The organism is Providencia sp. 21OH12SH02B-Prov (assembly GCF_027362595.1).
In the GTDB taxonomy this organism is placed as follows: domain Bacteria; phylum Pseudomonadota; class Gammaproteobacteria; order Enterobacterales; family Enterobacteriaceae; genus Providencia; species Providencia zhejiangensis.
Genome location: NZ_CP114796.1, coordinates 1,923,680 through 1,946,604, shown reverse-complemented (window position 1 = coordinate 1,946,604; position 22,925 = coordinate 1,923,680). Strand labels below are relative to the sequence as shown.

Genomic DNA, 22,925 nt, shown 5'->3' with positions numbered 1-22,925 from the left:
ACCAAAAAATCGCCTGTTAAGCGCCGGATAGTTTAAAATGAGTTCACCCTTTTGGCTATGAGTTTCGAGAAAAAATATGAAATCGATTATTTTAGCATCAACCTCACCCTATCGGCAGCAGTTGCTAAAGAAGCTAGGTGTGCCCTTTTTAGCCGTTGCGCCCAATGTGGATGAAACCCCGATATTAAATGAATCCGCTGAAGCATTAGTGACTCGTCTCGCCCACGCAAAAGCCCATGCCATTAGCGAACAGCATCAACAACATTTAATCATTGGTTCGGATCAGGTTTGCGTCATTAATGGGAAAATTGTCGGTAAACCACTCAATTACGACAATGCGTTTAAACAGTTGAAGCAAGCCTCAGCAAGCAAGGTGACATTTTATACTGGGCTGTGCTTATTAGACTCCGCAACAGGCAGTTATAATGTGCAATGTGAATTATTTAATGTCTATTTTCGCGCTTTAAGTGATCACGAAATCGACACTTACTTACGCAAAGAAGAACCTTATCAATGTGCAGGAAGTTTTAAATCGGAAGGGCTTGGTATCGCTTTGTTTGATAAGTTAGAAGGACGCGATCCAAACACATTAATTGGTTTACCGCTAATCCTATTACTGGACATGCTACGCCACCACGGATTTAATCCGTTAAGCGATTAAAAAGAGGCTAGAGAGGTCGACAGGAACCCTACCGACCTCTTATTAGCAATCTCACGATATTAATGTTGTTTTTGTGCGCGTAGAGCCTTCAAGCACTGATTCAATTCGTCATCAAGTGGCGCTTGTAAGCGCATCTCTTCGCCACTTTTAGGGTGTATAAATTTCAGCGAACTGGCATGTAAAAATAATCTTTTTAACCCTGTACCGGCTAATTGGCTATCGAATTGTTTATCCCCATAACGGTTATCAAATGCAATCGGATGCCCTGCATGCAGCGTATGGACGCGAATTTGATGCGTACGCCCCGTAACCGGACTGGCTTTGACTAACGTGGCTTGTGCAAAACGCTCTTCAACTTTAAAACGCGTTTCTGAAGGTTTTCCCTCAGGACTTACTCGAACAACGCGCTCACCACTTTGTAAAATATTTTTCAGTAATGGCGCTTGAATCACTTTAGTATGGGATTGCCACTGCCCGCGTACTAACGCCAGATAATCTTTTTGCATCTGTTTAAGACGTAATTGCTCATGCAACGCCCTCAGTGCTGAGCGTTTCTTCGCCACTAATAATATCCCTGACGTATCGCGATCAAGACGATGCACCAATTCCAAAAAACGAGCTTCTGGACGTAATGCTCTCAATCCTTCAATGACCCCAAAACTAAGCCCACTTCCGCCATGCACTGCCGTACCAGAAGGCTTGTTAATCACTAATATTGCGTCGTCCTCATACAGGATACAATCAGCCAAAGCGGAGACTTTATCCAGTTTTGCCGAAACGGGCGCTGCTTCGCGCTCTGCAACCCTGACTGGCGGAACACGAACTTGATCACCTGCGGCAAGCTTATACTCAGGTTTGATGCGCCCCTTATTCACCCGCACTTCTCCCTTACGGATAATGCGATAAATCATACTTTTAGGCACACCCTTTAATTTTGCGAGCAGAAAATTGTCGATTCGTTGTCCGGCTTCGTCATCGCCAATATCGATAAACTGAACTTGATTTTGTGTTTTCATTCAAAAATATGTTAACTCTGGTTGATTAAATTACGACCTTATTTGCAGGATATATCATACCGACTCCGTAAATTTTTTTATCATTTTTTTTTAATTGGTCAAAGAATAGCTTGTTAGTCATATTTCTAAATAAAATTTTCATATAACTCATGTCTCGACTTGCTATAATGAGGTCGGCAATGGAATAATATGCAATTGCCACCATGTTCGATAAAACGATAATTGGCATAAGATACAAATTTACTATTTGATTGAGTAAAAGTGCAGCAATGGCGTAAGACGCTTCGCGAAATCAAATAATTAGCGAGCAACGATTATTAGCTTTTTGGGTTAGGAACTTCCGTTAATACAATTATGACGGCTTCCTGATTAAGAACGCTGAATTTTTAATCTAAAAATCAGGTTCACCGAATACTGCGCGTCTCTATACGAACGACTGCCGGGAGGCAGGCGGTTTTGTAAAAATCACGAGGCCATCGGTTTACAATAGCTCCCTTTTTCGCTGCTCTATTATTGAAAGAAAAATAATGAGTAAGTAACAATATGAAAAGAATGCTAATAAACGCGACTCAACAGGAAGAGTTGCGTGTTGCCCTTGTTGACGGGCAACGACTCTATGATTTGGATATCGAAAGTCCAGGTCATGAGCAAAAAAAGGCAAATATTTACAAAGGTAAAATCACTCGTATTGAACCTAGTCTAGAAGCTGCTTTTGTTGATTACGGTGCTGAAAGACACGGTTTCCTTCCCATCAAAGAGATCGCTCGCGAATACTTCCCAAGCAACTATCACTCCCAAGGTCGTCCTAATATTAAAGATGTTCTCAAGGAAGGCCAAGAAGTGATCGTTCAAGTTGATAAAGAAGAGCGTGGCAACAAAGGTGCCGCACTCACTACCTTTATTAGCCTAGCTGGAAGCTACTTGGTTTTAATGCCAAATAACCCACGTGCTGGCGGTATTTCTCGTCGTATTGAAGGTGAAGATCGTACGGAATTAAAAGAAGCGTTGTCTTCGCTCGAAATTCCAGATGGTATGGGTTTGATTGTCCGTACCGCAGGTGTTGGCAAATCAGCAGAGTCTTTACAACAGGATTTGTTGTATCGTCTACGTCACTGGGAAGCCATCAAAAAAGCGGCTGAAAACCGTCCGGCTCCTTTCTTAATCCACCAAGAAAGTAATGTGATTGTACGAGCATTCCGTGATTATCTGCGTCCTGATATTGGTGAAATCCTGATTGATAACCCAAAAGTTGTCGAGATGGCGCGTAACCATATTGAAGCCATTGGCCGTGGCGATTTTGCCAGCAAAATCAAATATTATAGCGGTGATGTTCCGCTGTTTAGCCACTATCAGATCGAATCACAAATCGAATCTGCGTTCCAACGTGAAGTTCGTCTTCCTTCAGGGGGCGCTTTGGTTATTGATACCACAGAGGCCCTCACCGCTATTGATATTAACTCCTCACGCTCTACTCGTGGCGGTGATATCGAAGAAACTGCATTTAATACTAACCTTGAAGCGGCAGATGAAATTGCACGTCAATTACGCCTCCGTGACCTTGGTGGTCTCATTGTTATTGACTTTATCGACATGACGCCAGTTAGGCATCAACGTGAAGTCGAAAACCGTTTACGTGAAGCTGTTCGTCAAGATCGTGCGCGTATTCAAATCGCACGTATTTCACGTTTCGGCCTATTAGAAATGTCCCGTCAGCGTTTAAGCCCATCTTTGGGTGAATCTAGCCACCATGTCTGCCCTCGTTGTTCGGGAACCGGAACCATTCGTGATAATGAGTCTTTATCGCTATCTGTACTTCGTTTAATTGAAGAAGAAGCACTGAAAGAAAATACTCATGAAGTTCATGCGATTGTCCCTGTACAAATCGCTTCTTATCTACTCAACGAAAAACGTAAAGCCGTAAGTGAAATTGAGACTCGTCAGAGAAATGTTCGTGTGGTTATCGTACCAAACGACCAAATGCAGACCCCTCACTTCCACGTGATCCGTATTCGTAAAGGTGAAGAAGTTAACACTCTGAGTTACAACCTTGCGCAATACCACGAAACCGAAACATTAAATGGTACAGAAGACGCTGCTGCTGAACGCAAAATGCCTGAGCAGCCGGCTATTTCTGCATTTGCTTTACAAGAACCTGTAGAGCAAACAGCAGTGGCTAAGCCAAAAGAGAGCAAAACACGTCCTGAGCCAGCAAAACAAACGGCTAAAGTCGATACTCAACCGGGTTTATTCAGCAAGCTCGCTGCGTTCTTTAAAAAGTTATTCGGTGAAGAAGAGAAAGTTGCCGAAAAACCTGTCGAGAAAAACCGTCAGAACTCGGGTAACGATAAACGTCGTCATAATGAACGCCGCAACAATCGCCGTAATAATCGTCGTGATCGTGATGAAAACAGCGATAACCGCGAAAATCGTTCTAACCGTAATGCTCAAGCAGACGATAATAACAATCGTAAAGGCCGTAACAATAAAAATTCCGGTCAACAAGAAGAGCAAACTGTTGATAATGCTAGCCGCGAAGCTCAACAACAACAGCGTCGTGAGCAACGTGCTGAACGTCGTCGTCGTCAAGATGAGAAACGCCAACAACAGGCCGCTAAAGCTCAACAAGATGCGACTCAAGATACCGATACCACCGCTACTGAGAAAGAAGAAGCTCAACCGCGCCCAGTCACACCGCGCCGTCAGCGTCGTCAGTTAACTCAGAAGGTACGTATCACTGATACCGTAGACATTGTTGAACAAAACGAAGATCCGACCAAGGCTGAAGTCGTTACCCAAAACAGTGCTAAAACGGTTGCAGCATTACCGGCACCAGTACACATCGCTGAGCAAGATATCGAACTTGTTGACGTTAACGAGGAGCATTCACAAGATAACCAAGGCAATGAGGAAGAGAAGCAAGACACGATCATTCCTCGTCGCTCACGTCGTTCACCACGTCACTTGCGTGTCAGTGGTCAACGTCGCCGTCGTTATCGTGATGAGCGCCATTTAACTAAATCACCAATGCCGCTGTTCGCCGCTGTTGCTTCTCCTGAGCTGGCTTCAGGTAAAGTGTGTATCAGTTACCCGCTTGTTCAACCACAGCAAGAATCCATGGCGATCATCACCAATGAAGAAATGCTTGAACAACAAGGTGTTTTAGCCGTAGCAACGGTTGAGGCAGCGGAAGCGATTTCTTCTTCAGCGACTCAATCCTCGCAAGAAGTTACTGAGACCGTCACTGTTGAGCAAACGCAAAAAACAGACGTCGAAGAAGCTGAGATTGTTGCTGAATCAACCGATTCACAAGTCATGACGCTTGAACCTGCAAGTGCTCCGCAAGCGGAACCGGTTATCGCTGTACATACCGAACAGCCTGCTCAGTCAGCTCAAGAAACTGTTCAATCACAAGTCGTGAGTGATGAAAAACAACCTGCGGTTGAATCTACGACTATTGTAGAAGAAGTGATTGAAAATACCGTTATTGAACAAGCTCAACCTGTTGCGGATACAGAAGAAACACGGGTCATACAACCACAGTCTATGGCTGTTGAGGTTGAACAAGTTTCAACTGAAGCTGTGGAAGCACCTGTTATCGCAGAAAAAGTATCAAGACCTGCTGTGATAGTCACTAACAAGGCTATCCGCCACGCAACCTCGCCAATGATGAAAGCGCCTGCGCCTGAAGTCGTTGAATCTTCATTCGAGATTAAAGTTTACCAACGTGAAGCATCAACTTTTGTTGGTAAAGGTGCTGGTGGCCACGTGGCGACTAACCACGCAACGTCTGGAATGGCAAAACCCGCAAGTTTTGAATAACCCTTCTCTTTACGACAAAAAGCCCTGCAATTAGCAGGGCTTTTTTTATTTGTAGATAAATATTAATGCATTGTTAATAATACCAACCTAAACCATCACATTCCTATTTAATGAATATTACCGCAAGGAAAATGACATGGCTCATTGGGTAATTTTTGGTGCGACAAAAGGTATTGGTCTGTTATTAGCAAAATGGGGCGTTGCTCAGGGTCACCGCATTTCCGTCTTAGTTCGTCATCAAGTAGATGCTGAAACATTAGCAGCAGCAGGCATGCAAGCCTTTATTGGTGATGCCACTGATATCGCCTCTTTAGAGTCTCTTTTCGCTGACACAACAACCGATAGCATTATTTTTACTACGATAGGCGGTGGCCAAGCCGATTTTTACGGTAACTACAATATCATCCGCAAGGCAGAACAATCTCAGATAAGTCGTTTATTACTTGTCACGTCAATCGGTTGTGGTGACAGTTGGTCAACCTTATCCCCTAGAGCAAAATCACTTTTTGGTCAGTCAGTTCGCCAAAAAACCATGGCTGAATCTTATTTGCAAACAAGTGAGATAAACTACACTATCTTAAGACCGGGTGGCTTAATGAATACAGCAGCGACTTATAACGCCAAGCTAGTCAAAGGCGAAGCTCATGGTGTTGTCAGTCGAGAAGATGTGGCGATGTTACTCGCAAATCTTGTGGATGATAAACATAGCTACCAGCAAGTATATGCGGTTATTGACCCCGATTTGCAGCCGAATTGGCGCTAAGGCCAATATCAAATGAGCCGAGTTAAACTCGGCTCTCATACGGTATTATTTGACGTCTTTTTTATTCAGCTCGCCCATCTCTTTGAGTTTATTCGAGATCTCGCGGCGTTCTTTAGAAAGCTCTGCGTTTTTAATAATATAGTCGTCAACGCGGTCATCGTAGTCACTGCGCATATTCGCAATAATGGCTTGAATTTCCTCAATCGTCATACCTGGCTTAATATAGTCACTCAGGTTATCAAGCAATAAAACACGTTTTTGGTTATCACGAATTTTCTTTTCATTATCCGTAATTTCACGGCGAATTTTATTTTTACGACGATACATACGCACAAATTCCAACACATTTTGGAAAGACGGCTTGCTAGCGTTGTCCATGTTTAAAAACCCTCTGTTAGAAAAACAAAACGCATTTATTTCTATACCCTAAATAATTCGAGTGATATGTCAGCAACACATAAGGCTATTCGATAAACATCGATCATATTCGCTATTCCAACCCACTGGATATTGCTAGCTAACATACAACTAAAACTACGATAGATATAACACAATACCTTCTAACAGCCTTATGTGACAACCCTATTTCACATATTCATTGATATAAAAACAGAGAAAATGGCATTTTTACTCAATGAATGCTATCAATAGGCTGAATTGTTTCAGTTAAACCTTTTGCGTTAATGTTTCCGAATGGTTTTCTTGTAAATTGACAGTTTGCTCAACAGGCTCCATTTTGTCGCTACGTAAACAGAAGACAGACAATATGGTTGTCATTACCACAAAGCCACCCATGATTAAGTAAGTCTCCGCAAAACCAATTTTATCATAGCCCCACCCGGCTAATGGCGACAGAATACTGGCAACAATTGAGGTGATACAACTAAATCCAACTAAATACAGGGTAGAAGATAGACGTTTATCAAAATGGCGGCTGTTATATTTAAAAATGGCGATCAATAATATCGGTAACTCAACAGCATGTAGGAGTTTCATAATAGAAATCATAAGCGGGCCTTCAACGAGTCCGGAACCAATGATTCTTAACGCCATGACACTACTCGCAAACAACAAACCATTTTTAGCACCTATACGATTAACAATATATGGCGCAAGAAACATTCCCCCAGCCTCTAAGAAAACCTGTAATGAATTCAGGTAGCCATACATTTCATTACCGGTTTTTTCGTCTTGGAACTGATGCGCAAAATAAACCATAAATTGCTGATCATAAACACTATAAATACAAGTACCCAGCACAAATAGAATCAGCGCCCAAAACCGTGGAAGGACAAATAATTGCAAGGCATCGTTGATGGTAATATTTGAAGACTTACCATGTTCTAAATCGTTAAATGCATTGGCTTTTGCGGTTTTTAGCCTTAAAAGAATAACGAAGAAACATCCACCGGAAACCATGGCCATAATAAAATTATAGTTAGGATCGATATTAATATTGCGCCCAGCAAAAAATGTGGCAACAGCCCATCCTAATGACCCCCACATCCTTGCTTTGCCATACTCAAAATCGCGCAGTCGGCTGATACGCTCAGTATAAGACTCGAGTACGCCAATCCCTGCATGAAAAGTCATACCAATAAATAACCCACCAATCAAACTGCCAACGACCACATTCCATTGTAGTAATTGACCAAATACCATAAAAAATGGTCCAGATGATATTAATAATACGGCAATGAATAGCAGTAAATTTTTGCGTAAGCCGAGTTTATCTTGTAAGAAGCCATAAAGAGGTTGGGCACAAAGTGCAACTATTGAAATACAAGAAAAAATTATTCCTGTATCCGTGCCTTCTAAACCCACATATTTTCGAAGCCAAATAGCAACAACAGAAAATGTGGATGACCAAGTAAAGAAGAAAAAAAACAGCAGCGCACTCAATGAAGCATAATATTTTTTCGATTCACTATTCATTAAAATTTTGCCTACACGTTCCCTTAATTAACTAAAATATTAAGGTTAACATTCTTAATAGACTACTGATTCACCGTTATATTGTGATGTTAATCACAAATGTTAACGTTAACAATTATGTTTTGTGAAATAGATCACCAAAACTAGCTGAATGACTTACACCTAACGGTGGCATTGCTTTTATTATGGTTCCGATATGTTAGAGAATATCAAGGAAAACGCAGGCGATACTATCCCTAGCCCTCATTTGAGGGCTCGTGTTATCTAGATTTGGCTATTAAGGTAGTTGACGGCATCATCAAGGATACTTTTGCGAGCCGGGTTATCTTCTTCTTTTGCATCATTTTTCAATTTATCTACGATACCCTGTTTAGTCACTCCATCGCTAGCCAGCAGCCCCAATGTGACTCGACCTATTTCAGCTAAAATTAAGCGCGTTCTTTCATCATATGTATTCATCATACGTTCCTTTTTTGTCTACGACCTTAAAAATAATAGATCAAAAAAACCGCATTTACGCATATTTTTACGCTGATTTACCGACTTTTTAAATTTCCAAAAACAAATTTTTATTATTAATTGCATTTGAAATCAAAAAGATAAATAAAAATAAAGCGTCGATAACTGAGATATAAATTAAAAGTTAATACAGTGATTAACATTCTCTGATTTGCAGAGCCGACGATAGCTTAGGTTCAGGTTTTGTCACGTATCAGGTATGATAGGCCATAAAATATTTGTGTAGTGTGAAGTTACAGTGTTCCTTCTGAGCAGTATTGTGACATACCGCTTTTAGCGTATATTTTCTGTAGATAGCCATCACAAATTATTTTCATCGCTAAAATAGCAATAAGGCTAACGGAGAATCACGTTGCAAGATACTAAAAAACAGCCTACATTTTTTATTCATGACTATGAAACCTTTGGCAAGCACCCTGCACTTGATCGTCCAGCACAATTTGCGGGTGTAAGAACAGATCTCGATTTCAACATCATTGATGAGCCTGAAGTCTTCTATTGCGCCCCATCAGATGATTATCTCCCACAACCTGAAGCCGTGATGATCACAGGTATTACTCCGCAAATAGCATTAGCCCAAGGGGTTAATGAAGCTGAGTTTGCGAAACGTATTCATCATCAATTTAGCCAGCCGAACACCTGTATCATGGGCTACAACAATATTCGTTTTGACGATGAAGTCACTCGTCATATTTTTTATCGTAATTTTTACGACCCTTACGCCTATAGCTGGCAACAAAATAACTCACGCTGGGATTTATTGGATACATTACGTGCTTGCTTCGCACTTCGTCCAGAAGGCATTAATTGGCCTGAAAATGAGGATGGACTGCCGAGTATGCGTCTTGAACACCTTACTAAAGCTAATGGCGTTGCCCATGAAAATGCTCATGATGCTATGTCTGACGTTCTAGCAACAATCAATATGGCTAAGCGACTCAAAGCAGCGCAACCGAGAATGTTTGATTATTTCTATCAATTGAGAAATAAAAACAAAGTTAGCCAATTAATTGATATTGTCGAAATGACGCCATTAGTGCATGTTTCCGGTATGTTTGGCGCATTACGTTCTTATGTTAGCCTTGTCGCACCGTTAGCATGGCACCCTGATAATCGTAATGCGGTTATTATGTGTGATTTATCCGCTGATATTTCACCACTCATCAATTTAACTGTCGATCAGCTTCGTGAACGCCTGTATACGCCAAAAAGTGAATTAGGTGATGCATTACCCGTGCCGATAAAGCTAGTGCATATCAATAAGTGCCCAATACTTGCTCCCGCTAAAACGTTGCGTAACGAAGATGCCGAGCGAACAGGCATTGATCGTGACATCTGTTTCCGTAACTTAGAAATCTTACGCAAACATCCTGACATCCGTAATAAGGTCATTGAAATTTTTGCTCAAGCTCAACCATTCGATGAACCTGACGATGTCGATGCTAAGCTTTATAGTGGTTTCTTTAGTAGTGCTGACCGCGCTACCATGGAAATCATTCGAAAAACATCGCCACAAAACCTACCAGCCCTTGATCTAACCTTTGAAGATCCACGGATGAAAGCGTTATTCTTTCGCTATAAAGCACGTAATTATCCAAGCATTCTCTCATATGAAGAGCAACAACGCTGGTTGCAGCACCGCAGGGAGTACTTTACCGAAAGCCGGTTAATGGAATACATGCAATCCATTGAATTATTGATGGTAGAACACCAAGAGGATGTTGAACGCTGTAAGCAATTAAAAGCGCTCGTCAATTACGCCGCTGATTTAGCAAGCTAATAATAGTTGGGCAGGTTACCTGCCCAACTAATCAATAACGCTCAGTTAGTGGTCATGTGGGCAGCCACAATCCCCTTCCCAATGTTTGCGTTTCGTGGTCTTACCTAAACCAGGATTCATGGTATTAGTCGGATCCGCTTGTTTATAAAATGATTTCAGCTGAGGCTGAGCTTTATATAAATGACCGACATTATGCTCAGCTGGATATTGCGCCCCGCGCTCATCTAGCAAGGCCAACATTTTTTCTTTTAACTCTTTAGGATCAACCCCTTTTTTCAATACATAATCTTGGTGCATGACATGACACATAAAGTGGCCACAGTACAGTTTATGCACTAACAATTTCTCAATTTCTGGTGGTAATTTTTCAAACCAATCACGATCATTTCGACGTAAAGCAATATCCAATGGTAATACATCTTCTACGTCTTTATTATGAACCGCATGGTAACGCACAGCAGAGCCAGCCGCAGCAAAACGATGTAAAAACGCTTTTGCTCCTTCTTCTGCCGTACATTCGAAATAATCGCCATCCGCCGTTGCAAAGAATGATTTTAGCCACACCTTCGCTTCTTCAATCCCGTCGCCTGCCATTTTCAGCATTAAATGGTGCTCATATTTATCGCGGAATTGCTTCATACGAGGTGGTAAATGAGATGGCCATAGCTTGCTTAGCGCTTGCATTGTACGATCTACCAGATTGGATGGTAACAATGGCACTTTATTCAAGACCGCATCAATGCGCCCTTTGATGGTAAAAAAGAGCGGCATTTTATCTGTACCAAACTTATCTATCATCAAGAAAGTATCTTTACCGTAAACTTCGGCAATATCAAAGCAGCCACGGTGCATATATTCACCCGCAACAGGCAAGTTTTTAAATTCACTCAAAATATGGCGTCGAATATCTTCGAGTACGTCTGGGTTATTGGAGCCAATATAAAATACCTGTGTTGAGGTATCCGCGGGGAAAGTATCAAGACGCACAGCAAAAACAGCTAATTTACCGGCACAACCCGACGCTTCAAATAAACGTCGTTCATCCGCATTAAATCGTGATGGTGTATCCGCATCAACATCACGCACTCGTTCTGCATATTCGTGATCTGAAGCCAGTTTTTCACTCAGTTCGATATCTTCTGTGCGGTAACGTCGATTTTGCAAATTCGTTAATATTTCTTCTGGTGTCTCACCTAAATGAATACCTAGATGATTAATTAATTCAACATTACCTTCCTCGTTGACACGGGCATACAGCGCTAACTCGGTATAGGCTGGCCCCCGACGTACTAATGAACCTCCGGAGCTATTACAAATCCCTCCAACAACAGAAGCACCAATACAGGATGACCCAATCAGTGAATGTGGCTCACGACCTAATGGTTTTAATAATTTCTCAAGGTCATATAACGTACTTCCAGGCATAGCAACGACTTGGTTAAACTCAGGTAATACTTGAATCTGATTTAATTTTAGTGTGCTGATAATGACAATATCACGGTCATAATCGTAACCGCTGGGGGTTGAACCTTCGGTCAAGCCTGTATTAGCTGCTTGCATAATGACAATTTTGTCAGCTTCAACACAGGCTTTGAAGACATACCATTGTTCTAATAAGGTTGTCGGAAAGACGACTGCAATAGCATCACCGAAACCCGAGCGAAAACCTTTACGATAACGTTCCGTTTTGTGCGGTTCAGTCAGGATATTTTTTTTACCTACAATATTTTTCAATGTAAGCAATAATCGTTGATTTTCAGGGCTGTTTACTGCATTCATTTCTACGCCTTCTTGTCAGGATGATTATCAATAAATTGTGAATAGCTTGTCATGTTATAGTGATCTACTCACCATACCACATTATGAAAAGTTTTAGTTTGGGATATTAATGCAGTTTTACGATTAGTTGTTGAATAAATTTGCGGGAAAGACAGATAAGTGCATTGATTTATACATAAAAAAAACAGCGCTTAAAAGCGCTGTTTTTTATTCTATTGACTCAATTAATAATCACTCATTTGAGGCATTGGTCGACGGAACATACGCGTCAAGATAGCCATATAAACTAGGCCTACCGCGGTCCAAATTAAGCCATATACCATTGAATCTTCTTCGATATTTAACCAGAGTACACATACCGTTAGTGTACCAATAACAGGTAATATCAAATAATTTAGAATGTTTTTAATTCCATTGATACGGCGTTCACGAATAAAGAACTGGCTGATCACGGAGATATTCACAAAGGTAAAGGCAATCAATGCACCAAAGTTAATCAATGCCGTGGCGAAATCCATCTCAAACCAGATAGCGCCGAGTGCGAGCACCCCAACCATCAGGACGTTATAAGAAGGTGTACGCCATTTTGGACTTACATGACCAAAAATTTTCTCAGGGAATACACCATCACGCCCCATAACGTACATCAAGCGAGCGCTACCTGCATGAGCTGCCATTCCTGAAGCCAATACTGTAACACATGAGAAAACCAAAATGATTGACTGGAAAAATGCGCCAGCAACAAATCTCATAATATCAGGCTGAGTTTCATTAATGTTCTTAAAGCGTGAAACATCAGGGAAAAACTGCTGCAAGAAAAATGATACTGTAATGAATATAATCCCACCGATTAATGCGGTTAAGAAAATAGCGCGCGGGATCACTTTACCTGCATTTGGCGTTTCTTCTGATAGCGAACTTAATCCATCAAAACCTAAGAATGAGAAACAGAGTATCGTTGCTCCTGCAATCAAAGGGATAAGTTCGGTATGCTCATCAGCAAATGGACGGAAGGTCCACACCTCTCCCGTCCCTTCACCGTTAGATACACCATGAATAACGATAAAGGTAAAGACAACCATTACCCCTACTTGAATAATTGCGATCACGGTACTTAGGTTTGCAATAACGTTGATGCCACGTAAGTTAGCCGCTGTCATTAAAATGACTAATCCCACAACAAAAATAGCAGGTTCAACGGTTGGGAAGATGTCTTGTAAATAAATCTTCGCTAATAATATGTTGATCATTGGCATAAAGATGTAAGACAGCAACGAGGTCCATCCTACCAGAAAGCCAATATGTGGGCTCATTGATTTTTGAGCGTAAGTATACGCTGAGCCAGCAGATGGAAAACGTTTGACCAGTTTACCGTAGCTCAGCGCAGTAAATAGTATCGCAGCAAGTGCAATAATATAGGAAGTCGGGACGTGACCACCGGTTTTATCCGATACCATGCCAAATGTATCGAAAATCGTCATTGGCTGAATATAAGCAAGACCAATCATCACCACTTGTAATAAGGTGAGTGTTTTTGCTAGTTCAACACGGTTGTTGGCACCTGTTTGGTTGCTACCGATGGATAATGGCGTTGAATTATTTGGCATGATAAAGCCCTCCCATAACTTTCGATTGAGTATTATTTGACCTACTTAATCGACAGTTACTGGGAAGACTTTGCATCTGCCTATAGGCAGAAAAGAACGATGAAAGGTTGAATGGTGAAGTTGCGAAGCAACCAACTGCTCCGTAGTCATCAATGCGGCAACCACGGCCACCAGGCCCTGCTGCGAATGCGAAAAAGTAAGCCATGCAAGCATTCCTCAAATCGGTAGCATATTTTCTTTGCTACACGTAAAAATATAAATTTATCTATCCGGCCTATTATCCGGCCCCGCGAAATAATTCGAACTTAACAAGCAAAAAAAAACCGATACCAGAATTAAGGTATCAGTCATTTTTTTAGTTCGCGCATTTTGCACTTCACTTGCTGAAATAGCAATAGCTATTGTAAAAAAAACGGCCAATATTTAATGAGAATTTTTGATAAATTCCCAGATTTTGCTGCATGCGCTAATAACTTAGTTTTTTCTATAAAAATTAGCGATTAAAAGGCATTTTTTATGTGTATTTATCCTAAAAACAATAAGGCCTTCTTAATCAAGATAAGAAGGCCTCAATCAGTCAATTACTGTATCGATTAGAAGTTATAGTTAATACCAATATTGTAACGACGACCTTCTAATTCAGCACCATAGTTTGTCGAATCAATACGACGGTCAAGAATGTTATAAACACCACCAACAATGTTTGCATTCTTATTCAACTTATAGCTTGCGCCTAAATCAAACAGTGCATAGGATGCTGTACCGTTATTCATGCTTTCACCACGGCCTTGGTAATCAGACGTTTTACCGCGGAAATTCATACGAGTCCACGTTTGCAACTCTTCTGTGGTATCCCATGTTAACGTCGCATTCCCCATATGTTTAGGTTGTTTGTTTAACGGCTTACCTTTATTGACACCACTTTTTTGCTCTGTATCAGTGTAAGTATAGTTTGCAGCAAAGGCTAAATTATCCAGAATTCCCCAGTTGAATGTTAATTCAACACCACGCATTCTTGCCTTATCCACGTTTTCACGATCACTAACAAAACGATATGGTTTACCATTATCACCAATACCATCATCTAATGTACAGTCTCTGATATTCGGATTGCTATTATCACAACGTCTCACTTCTGTAATTTTATCTTTGAAATCTGTATTATAGATCGTGATTCCGGCGGTAATATTGTCTTGGTTATTCCAAATAACCCCGATCTCTTCTGTAACACTTTTCTCCGGTTTCAAATTCGGGTTACCGTAAATAACCGCGTTACCTGCGCGTCCACCCGTTGATTGTCCCCATTCTGCGGAAGATTGGCGTAAGTCAGGTGCTTTATAACCAGTAGACACACCACCTTTGATGGTCCATTGGTCATCTGCATGCCAAACACCGTAAAGACGAGGAGTCCAATGAGAACCATAGTTTTCATCTTTATCCATACGGATCCCGCCAGTTAATGCAAAGTCATTAGTCATTAACCATTCATCTTCTGCAAACAGTGCCCAGCTATAGCGGTCAAGTTTGTTTAGTGCAAATTTATTATCACCTGCTTCTAATTTTTCTTTACGGTATTGACCGCCTAAACTTAAGCTGTGATCACCAATTAAGAATACACTTTGATTACGTATGACGAGATCATCAAATTTCATCTTACGAGTTGGGTTTTTAGTTTCATCGTATTGAATATAAGTATCAGTGTTAGCTAGGTCATAAACCCCTGTATGAGTTAATGCTGTATGGGTCATCTCATATTTACTAAAGCTGCTACTGTCACCTTCTTTATACGTATAGCCTTCACGATAATCCCTATGCTGACTATCTTTTTTGAAATCCAAATCAAAGGTATTCTTTTCATCTGGTGTTAATGAAAGTGTTCCACCGCCACTTGCGATGATTTGACGACCGAAACCATCAATAATTTTATCTTCACCACGATGTGAATATTGGCCGTTAAGTTTCACGCCTAATAATCCATCAATCAGTGGACCAGAAGTATAGAAACTGCCTTGTCCTGTATTTCCTGAATCTCTACGTTCAGTAATTGTCGTATCTGCACGTAAACTTGTCGTCCACTCTTGCTGCACACGGCGAGTGATAATGTTAATGACCCCGCCCATCGCATCTGAACCATAAAGAGAAGACATAGGACCACGAACAACTTCGATACGTTCAATAGCAGGCAGTGGTGGCAACCAACCTTGCTCAATACCAGACCCATCACTATTTGGTCGAGTTGTACGCGTATCAACACGCTTACCGTCAATCAAAATCATCGTATACTTAGCATCCATACCACGGATACTAATATCGGAGCTACTACCACCACCAGTTACAAGAACACCTGGAACATCTTTCAGTGCATCCGTGACATCACGGTAAGCTTTATTTTCAAGTTGCTCACGAGTCACCACTGAAATCGATGCAGGCGCATCTTCGATTTTCTGTTGGAAACCAGATGCGGTGGTCACCATGATGGTATCCTTGCTATCATCCGCAAATGCAGGTGCTGCTGTAATTGCTGCGATAATACTCATTGCAATTTTTCTTTTATTAAAAACTACCATTCCCAACTCTCCAAGAGATAATTTTGATTTGAATTTATTGATATGACATCAGCTCAATATTCAGGTATATAACCTTATACTTACTGTTATTATTTTTTTTATTATTAGATAATATCAATTACCTATAGAAAATTTACGGTTATTACTGTTTTTCATAAATTTTCTATAATTAATTACTATTCCAAAATATCATCTTACTTGTCTATAAGATGCCTATTGATCTTATTTAATAGACATCTTTAAGACTTATAAAATTAACTCGCTAATTTCTCAACTAACCCATCAATAAGGACTTGTGGCACACCTTGCGAACAACGCTCTATACGACCACGCACGCCATAGACATCGGCTAAGCTGCTTGGCGTAATGACGTCCTCAGGTTCTCCTTGAGCAATTAACTTACCTTTTTTTAGCATTAAAACATGCTCAGCGTGTCTTAAGGCTATATTAATATCATGCACCACTACCACCGTAATAATATTACGTCGTTTTGTTTCTTTCGCGACTAAATCCATTACATGATATTGATAATTTAAATCTAATGCACTTAATGGCTCATCTAATAACAATAAATTAGGCTGACGAATTAATGATTGTGCCAAACCCACTAATTGTTTTTGCCCACCAGATAATTGGTCTAAATAACTTAATGCTAAATGTTCAATACCTAATTGGCGTAATAAACGCATCACTTCATCTTTACTATTTTCATTACTGAGTCCGCCTGACGCTCTTTGAGCAACAATCACTGACTCTAAAACATAAAGATGTACTCCAGCAGGCAGGCTTTGTGGTAAATACACCACATTTTGAGCTCGCTGAGCAAAATTCTGTTTTGTTAAATCCACCCCATCTAACAATAACTGTCCCGTTGATTTATTTAATCCGGCCAACGAACGTAATAAGGTTGATTTACCGCTGCCATTCGGCCCTAACAGCACCGTTATTTTGCCTCTAGGTAAAGCATGTGTGCTCAACCCTTCAATCACAGGATTTTTCGGATAACCTGCATTAAATTGATCAATAATCAGGCCATCTGTCATGACACGTTACCTCTATGACGCAAAATAATACTAAGGAAGAACGGAACACCAACCAATGACGTGACAATTCCAACTGGAATAATGACACCCGGTATAATATTTTTAGATGCAATAGACGCCATTGATAAAACTAATGCACCGATCAATGCACTTGCCGGTAAATAGAAACGATGGTCTTCACCAAACATGAGTCTTGCAATATGTGGAGCGACCAAACCGATAAAGGCAATCGGCCCAACAAATGCCACGGCTAAAGCAGACAGAATACTGATACGAAGTAACGTGGTTAAACGTAAACGACGTACATCAATACCAAAGCTGATTGCGCGATCTTCCCCGAGTCTTAACGCTGTCAGTTTCCACGAACTCATCATCGCTATAGGGAAAATCAATGCGAAGACTAATGCCATTACACCCAGTTTTACCCATGTCGCTTTGGATAAACTTCCCATTGTCCAAAACACTAGGCCTTGCAGCGTATCTTCTGTCGCAATGAACTGCATCATGGATACGAGTGCGTTAAACGTGAATACCAGTGCAATACCAAATAACACAACACCTGACGTTGCAACACGCGTCCAGCGGGTCACGGCATCCAGCATCAATGCAGCCAACAACGCAAAAATAAACGCGTTGGCAGAAATGACCCATTGATCAGGTACACCTGGGATAGCAATACCTGAAACAATAGCTAATGCCGCACCAAATGCCGCAGCATTTGACACCCCCAGTGTAAATGGACTGGCTAATGGGTTATTCAAGATGGTTTGCATTTCAGCCCCAGCAAGGCCAAGTGACATACCAATAACCACAGCCATCAGAGCATATGGCAGGCGAATATCCCACACAATCACTCTTGTACCTGCTTCAACAGATTCCGGAGAGATAAGCGTCTGCCAAAGTTTTTCTAAGGATAAACCTGATGGACCTAAGGTAAAATCAATAACCAGTGACAATAAAATTGCAGCGATGATAACGGCTATCCATGCAATTCGACGTCGTAACATGTGTTGATAATGTTGTTTTACACCATTATCACTTTCTTGAACTGACTGCTTAACAGTTGACATTGTCTCGGTAGTAAGACTCATTATTATAATTACCTACAAAATTTTACTTCTCACTGACCCAATAAACGCCTGACGGCTCAACGGCAAGGAATTGACGATGCAATTCATTTAACGTTTTTTGTGGATCAAGTTCAGCGAACTGTTCTGGATAAAACCATTTCGCAAACACCTGAGTCGCTAGCACGTTATAGGGTGAGTTATAGTAGTTATGCCAAATCGCATAATCTTTACCGTCTTTCACGGCAGATAATGAGCTAATCCCCTTGCGCTCAGTAATTTTTTTCAGGCTTGCTTTCGCTTCTTCGATGGTGCCTTGTGCACCTAACTGCACGCCAACATCCTGACTTCTCGGTGCTTTAGCACCTGTTGCAATATAGATTTGAGGGTCTACCGCAATAATTTTTTCAAGATTCATGTTACCCAAAGCCCCCGGTAACACCTCTTTAGCAATATTCTTACCACCCGCTAGATCAATAAAATTGCCCATATTTCCGTTGCCTGCGGTTCCACAGCAGTCTTCAAAAGCACCTGCTCGTAGATCAATAAATACCGTTGGTTTTTTATCTTCAGGGATCTTACTGGTGATATCAGTCACTAACTTTTGATTTTTTTCATAAAAATCAGCGAATTTCTCTGCTGTTTGCTCGCGATTTAATGCTTTCCCAAGCATGCGGATACTTGGCAAGGTATTTTGTAATGGGTTATCCCTAAAATCGACAAAAACAACAGGCACCCCCGCTTTTTCAAGCTGGTTCACCAATTCACTATTTTTACCGGGACCATGACCAGATAGACCAAAAATGGCAATGTCAGGGTTAAGTGTTAAGACTTTTTCAGCACTGACGCTGTCTGCACTTGTATTGCCAATCAGGGGGATATTATCGATTTGAGGAAATTTTGCTTTATAGGTCGCGTAAGTTTGTGGGTCAAGTTTACGTAAGTCACCTTGCCAACCAACGATTCTATCAAGGGGTTTGTCACCTTCAAGTAAGGCTATCGCACTCAATAAACGGCCTTCACCAAGTAAGATGCGATTCACATTGTCAGGAACTTCAACAGTCCGCCCAGCAACATCTGTCACTGTTGCTGACAGAGAATGGAAGCTAACACTCAACATTGAGCTTGCAAATAAAGCTAACCCCATTCCCTTCCCTAACGATTTCATCATCAACTTCACAACGTACCTCTTTATCCCCATTTTTTGTGCCATAACAATAAAGCAAATAAGAATACTTATCAATACGATTGCTAATTTAATTCCATATTGGTATTGAAGTGTGATCTTACACGAACTTTTTGTTAATTAATTGAAAATTAATATTTTCATTTATTAAATAAGAATAAAAAGGACCAAATATTGACTCTATCACCCAAGCACTTAGTGACAATTGGGCAACCCTACTTTCAGTGCCATTAGGCTAAACACCTCTTCCTTGTGCTATCCAAACGACGATGGCTTGTTACTCATTTCACGACCCGCCGTAAGTCAGTCATAAGAACGCGCGTTTTCTTACACCTCAAAAGATGACCATTTGATATCGCTTCTCAAGCTCATAAAAAAAGAGCCAACCTATAACTAGGTTAGCTCTTTCTTTGGCTGCCAACGCAATCTTAATTATTTATTCAAATTTTCGCGATAGCTTGGGAAATCCATGTCTTTATAGCGAATGAATGAGGTTTTCTTGACAATCTTATAACCAAACCAAATTGCTAAGAATAATGGAATACCGATATACGTCGCGGTCACCCCTACCCAATCAATCTTATCTTCTAAAAATGCTTGATAGTTTTGCCCTAACGTAATGATTAAGCAAAGTACGAAAGCAAAAATAGGTCCAATTGGGAAGAAGCCTGAACGGTAAGGCAAATCCTTGAGATCTTTACCTTGCGCAATATAACCTTTACGGAAACGATAATGGCTAATCGCGATCCCCAACCAAGCAATAAATCCTGTCATACCGGAAGTATTCAACAACCACAAATAGACGGTTTGGTTACCAAACATGGAACTTAAGAAACACAAACCAGCAATCACCGTTGTCGCAACTAGGGCATAACGTGGCACGCCGCCTTTTGAAAGGCGAGCAAAAATACGTGGCGCTTTTCCTTCACGCGCTAAGGTATACAGCATACGCGTCGATGCATACATCCCTGAGTTACCCGCCGATAATACCGCGGTCAAAATAACGGCGTTCATTACCGCTGCTGCCGATAGTAACCCTGCATTCTCAAAGACCAATGTGAACGGGCTGACACTAATATCTTTAACATCATTACGCAGTAAGTTTGGATCAGTATAAGGGATAATCAAACTAATGATTAAAATCGCAAAGATATAGAATAGAAGGATACGCCAGAAAACTTTACGCACCGCTTTAGGGATATTTTTCGCGGGATCTTGTGACTCACCTGCTGCAATACCGATCAATTCCGTTCCTTGGAACGAGAAGCCGACGATCATTGCAACACCAATCATCGCAGAGAATCCCCCCGCAAAAGGAGCGTCACCAATTTCCCAATTGTGCCACCCTGCATTTTCAGCGCCGCTCATGATGCCAAAAATCATCAGCACACCAACAACAATGAAAATAATAACCGTGGTAACTTTAATTAAAGAGAACCAATATTCTGCCTCACCGAATCCTTTTACTGAGATATAGTTCAGCAAGAAGATAATGGTTAAGAAGATCGCACTCCAAATCCAACCTGGGGTGTCTGGGAACCAATAGGTCATCACAAGTTGCGCAGCAACCAAGTCAACGGCAATGGTGACAGCCCAGTTATACCAATAGTTCCAGCCTAATGCGAAACCAAATCCTTCATCGACATACTTAGCGCCATAGGTTGCAAAAGAGCCTGAGACTGGCATATAAGCCGCAAGTTCTCCTAAACTGGTCATCAAGAAATAGACCATTAAACCAATAATCGCATAAGAAAGAAGTGCCCCGCCGGGGCCAGCTTGTGCGACGGTCGCACCAGATGCAACGAAAAGGCCTGTACCAATCGAACCACCGATAGCGATCATTGCTAGGTGGCGGGCTTTTAACTCGCGGCGTAATTTTTGAGGTCCGCTACTTTGTACCGTAGTGGTATGTTGTTCTGACATCTGTTCCCTGTATTTCTTTATTTAATCAATATTAAGAGAATTCTAGCAAAACATCCTGTCAGAACTAAGTAACTCTTAGCTGTTATAAGATACCTTCATAATCCACACAGAATTATTAGTAAAACACTTATACTGAATGAAGGTAATCTTTGTTCAAATAGTCATCGCATTAGGCATAACACTGATATGAACCCTATATTTTTATATAATATTCAATATGTTATTTGCAATATGCCAATAGATTTTTTATCGCGTTCGATAAATGTTTCTGACGGTGATAAATCAAATACAGTGTACGTTGCAATTGCAGATCGGCAACTTGTAGCTCAACTAAAGAACCATTTGCCAGTTGTTCATCGATAACACGCCTTGATAAACAGCTAATTCCCATACCAAAACGCACGGCATGCTTAATCGCTTCGGAATTTCCGAGTTCCATGAAAATATGAAAACCAGGGAGATGAGCAAACAAAAGTTGGTCAAGGACATCACGCGTTCCAGAACCCCGTTCACGCAATACCCAAGGGGCATCACGCAACTCTTTTAATGTTAACGGTTTGCCAGCTAAAGCGTTATTTGGTGCAGCAAAGATAACTAGCTCATCTTTTAGCCATGGCTCTGTGATTAATTCTGGGCTATGGCATACCCCTTCAATTAACCCGACATCGGCACGAAATTCCATTACCGATTTGATAACTTCTTCCGTGTTACTAATGTTCAGCTCGAGTGGGATGGTGGGGTGATCATGACGATACTCTGCCAACAAAGGCGGTAGCATATAGTTGCCGATAGTGGTACTGGCGGCAAGGCGCACAGCCCCCATCTCTTTTTTAAAGAGTTGTTCAACTTCAAGGGCTTGTTCAAGTAATGCTAGCGCTTTTGGATACAATAACCGCCCATGCTCATTCGTTACAAGACGTTTACCAACACGATCAAAAAGTTGCACTCCGAGTTGCCCTTCCAGATCAGTTAAAGAAGCACTCACTGCTGATTGTGACAAAGCGAGTAACTGAGATGCCTGCGTGGTGGAGCCACTTTTCAGTACTTCCGTAAATACTTCGAGTTGCCTAAGTGTTATTCGCATACAGGTAGCTCCCACATTGTTCACTTGAGTTTGTAATAATATTGTTAATATTAATGATTTATTACCAACTTGCCAGAAGAAACTTATAACCTGTTTTTTAGATTGATTATATACAAACAATCAATTTAAATTATTAAAAGTTTTGTTATATGCTTATTCCAAAATTATCTATACCC

At 41.0% G+C, this 22,925-nt stretch carries 17 protein-coding genes; 4 read left to right on the top strand and 13 right to left on the bottom strand.

Annotated elements, in window-relative coordinates:
• The first annotated feature begins 76 nt into the window (after positions 1-76).
• Complete coding sequence (locus tag O7C57_RS09260; protein WP_247047308.1) at positions 77-661, top strand: Maf family protein; 585 nt, start codon at positions 77-79, stop codon at positions 659-661.
• 59 nt (positions 662-720) lie between these two features.
• On the opposite strand, the gene rluC is transcribed toward O7C57_RS09260, so the two are convergent.
• On the bottom strand, positions 721-1,677 hold the full coding sequence (rluC, locus tag O7C57_RS09255; protein ID WP_154624452.1) for a 23S rRNA pseudouridine(955/2504/2580) synthase RluC: 957 nt from the start codon (positions 1,675-1,677) through the stop codon (positions 721-723).
• Between the two features lie 543 nt (positions 1,678-2,220).
• On the opposite strand from rluC, the gene rne reads away from it, so the two are divergent.
• Both rne and O7C57_RS09245 read left to right on the top strand, forming a co-directional pair.
• On the top strand, positions 2,221-5,496 hold the full coding sequence (rne, locus tag O7C57_RS09250) for a ribonuclease E (RefSeq protein ID WP_269723938.1): 3,276 nt from the start codon (positions 2,221-2,223) through the stop codon (positions 5,494-5,496).
• Positions 5,497-5,632: 136 nt separating this feature from the next.
• Positions 5,633-6,259 (top strand): NAD(P)H-binding protein, encoded by a 627-nt coding sequence (locus tag O7C57_RS09245; protein ID WP_269723937.1) that lies wholly within the window; start codon positions 5,633-5,635, stop codon positions 6,257-6,259.
• Between the two features lie 45 nt (positions 6,260-6,304).
• On the opposite strand, the gene tmaR is transcribed toward O7C57_RS09245, so the two are convergent.
• From tmaR to O7C57_RS09230, 3 genes are all read right to left on the bottom strand, one after another.
• Complete coding sequence (gene tmaR / locus O7C57_RS09240) at positions 6,305-6,637, bottom strand: PTS system regulator TmaR (protein WP_154624455.1); 333 nt, start codon at positions 6,635-6,637, stop codon at positions 6,305-6,307.
• 288 nt (positions 6,638-6,925) lie between these two features.
• Positions 6,926-8,194: an MFS transporter gene (locus O7C57_RS09235; protein ID WP_269723936.1), complete on the bottom strand. Its 1,269-nt coding sequence runs from the start codon at positions 8,192-8,194 to the stop codon at positions 6,926-6,928.
• 264 nt (positions 8,195-8,458) lie between these two features.
• Positions 8,459-8,656, bottom strand: a complete 198-nt coding sequence (locus O7C57_RS09230; protein ID WP_230085896.1) for a hypothetical protein — start codon at positions 8,654-8,656, stop codon at positions 8,459-8,461.
• A gap of 409 nt (positions 8,657-9,065) precedes the next feature.
• Between O7C57_RS09230 and sbcB the strand changes: the two genes are divergently transcribed.
• Positions 9,066-10,493 (top strand): exodeoxyribonuclease I, encoded by a 1,428-nt coding sequence (gene sbcB / locus O7C57_RS09225; protein WP_154624457.1) that lies wholly within the window; start codon positions 9,066-9,068, stop codon positions 10,491-10,493.
• 45 nt (positions 10,494-10,538) lie between these two features.
• On the opposite strand, the gene dld is transcribed toward sbcB, so the two are convergent.
• The 9 genes from dld to yieE form a co-directional block, all read right to left on the bottom strand.
• On the bottom strand, positions 10,539-12,272 hold the full coding sequence (gene dld / locus O7C57_RS09220; protein ID WP_154624458.1) for a D-lactate dehydrogenase: 1,734 nt from the start codon (positions 12,270-12,272) through the stop codon (positions 10,539-10,541).
• 224 nt (positions 12,273-12,496) lie between these two features.
• Complete coding sequence (locus O7C57_RS09215) at positions 12,497-13,879, bottom strand: APC family permease (RefSeq protein ID WP_154624459.1); 1,383 nt, start codon at positions 13,877-13,879, stop codon at positions 12,497-12,499.
• On the bottom strand, positions 13,869-14,084 hold the full coding sequence (locus O7C57_RS09210) for a hypothetical protein (RefSeq protein ID WP_154624460.1): 216 nt from the start codon (positions 14,082-14,084) through the stop codon (positions 13,869-13,871). The genes O7C57_RS09215 and O7C57_RS09210 overlap by 11 nt, the downstream gene beginning before the upstream one ends.
• Before the next feature lie 388 nt (positions 14,085-14,472).
• Complete coding sequence (locus tag O7C57_RS09205; RefSeq protein WP_154624461.1) at positions 14,473-16,446, bottom strand: ligand-gated channel protein; 1,974 nt, start codon at positions 16,444-16,446, stop codon at positions 14,473-14,475.
• Positions 16,447-16,700: 254 nt separating this feature from the next.
• Positions 16,701-17,489 (bottom strand): ABC transporter ATP-binding protein, encoded by a 789-nt coding sequence (locus tag O7C57_RS09200; RefSeq protein WP_154621899.1) that lies wholly within the window; start codon positions 17,487-17,489, stop codon positions 16,701-16,703.
• On the bottom strand, positions 17,486-18,580 hold the full coding sequence (locus O7C57_RS09195; protein WP_154621898.1) for a FecCD family ABC transporter permease: 1,095 nt from the start codon (positions 18,578-18,580) through the stop codon (positions 17,486-17,488). Before O7C57_RS09195 ends, O7C57_RS09200 begins: the two co-directional genes overlap by 4 nt.
• A gap of 22 nt (positions 18,581-18,602) precedes the next feature.
• The gene (locus O7C57_RS09190; protein WP_244316512.1) at positions 18,603-19,703 is read right to left on the bottom strand and encodes an ABC transporter substrate-binding protein; all 1,101 of its coding nucleotides are present in this window, start codon (positions 19,701-19,703) and stop codon (positions 18,603-18,605) included.
• A 471-nt stretch (positions 19,704-20,174) separates the two neighbouring features.
• On the bottom strand, positions 20,175-21,665 hold the full coding sequence (locus O7C57_RS09185) for an amino acid permease (RefSeq protein WP_154624241.1): 1,491 nt from the start codon (positions 21,663-21,665) through the stop codon (positions 20,175-20,177).
• A gap of 220 nt (positions 21,666-21,885) precedes the next feature.
• Positions 21,886-22,749 carry a DNA-binding transcriptional regulator YeiE gene (gene yieE, locus O7C57_RS09180; protein WP_154624863.1) on the bottom strand — a complete coding sequence of 288 codons (864 nt, stop codon included), beginning with the start codon at positions 22,747-22,749 and terminating at the stop codon, positions 21,886-21,888.
• Between the last annotated feature and the right edge of the window lie 176 nt (positions 22,750-22,925).

Bases quoted from the DNA above. Each gene is read 5' to 3' on its own strand.
- O7C57_RS09260 (WP_247047308.1), top strand. From the start codon at position 77: ATGAAATCGATTATTTTAGCATCAACCTCACCCTATCGGCAGCAGTTG.
- rluC (WP_154624452.1), bottom strand. From the start codon at position 1,677: ATGAAAACACAAAATCAAGTTCAGTTTATCGATATTGGCGATGACGAA.
- rne (WP_269723938.1), top strand. From the start codon at position 2,221: ATGAAAAGAATGCTAATAAACGCGACTCAACAGGAAGAGTTGCGTGTT.
- O7C57_RS09245 (WP_269723937.1), top strand. From the start codon at position 5,633: ATGGCTCATTGGGTAATTTTTGGTGCGACAAAAGGTATTGGTCTGTTA.
- tmaR (WP_154624455.1), bottom strand. From the start codon at position 6,637: ATGGACAACGCTAGCAAGCCGTCTTTCCAAAATGTGTTGGAATTTGTG.
- O7C57_RS09235 (WP_269723936.1), bottom strand. From the start codon at position 8,194: ATGAATAGTGAATCGAAAAAATATTATGCTTCATTGAGTGCGCTGCTG.
- O7C57_RS09230 (WP_230085896.1), bottom strand. From the start codon at position 8,656: ATGATGAATACATATGATGAAAGAACGCGCTTAATTTTAGCTGAAATA.
- dld (WP_154624458.1), bottom strand. From the start codon at position 12,272: ATGAATGCAGTAAACAGCCCTGAAAATCAACGATTATTGCTTACATTG.
- O7C57_RS09215 (WP_154624459.1), bottom strand. From the start codon at position 13,879: ATGCCAAATAATTCAACGCCATTATCCATCGGTAGCAACCAAACAGGT.
- O7C57_RS09210 (WP_154624460.1), bottom strand. From the start codon at position 14,084: ATGGCTTACTTTTTCGCATTCGCAGCAGGGCCTGGTGGCCGTGGTTGC.
- O7C57_RS09205 (WP_154624461.1), bottom strand. From the start codon at position 16,446: ATGGTAGTTTTTAATAAAAGAAAAATTGCAATGAGTATTATCGCAGCA.
- O7C57_RS09200 (WP_154621899.1), bottom strand. From the start codon at position 17,489: ATGACAGATGGCCTGATTATTGATCAATTTAATGCAGGTTATCCGAAA.
- O7C57_RS09195 (WP_154621898.1), bottom strand. From the start codon at position 18,580: ATGAGTCTTACTACCGAGACAATGTCAACTGTTAAGCAGTCAGTTCAA.
- O7C57_RS09190 (WP_244316512.1), bottom strand. From the start codon at position 19,703: ATGGGGTTAGCTTTATTTGCAAGCTCAATGTTGAGTGTTAGCTTCCAT.
- O7C57_RS09185 (WP_154624241.1), bottom strand. From the start codon at position 21,665: ATGTCAGAACAACATACCACTACGGTACAAAGTAGCGGACCTCAAAAA.
- yieE (WP_154624863.1), bottom strand. From the start codon at position 22,749: ATGCGAATAACACTTAGGCAACTCGAAGTATTTACGGAAGTACTGAAA.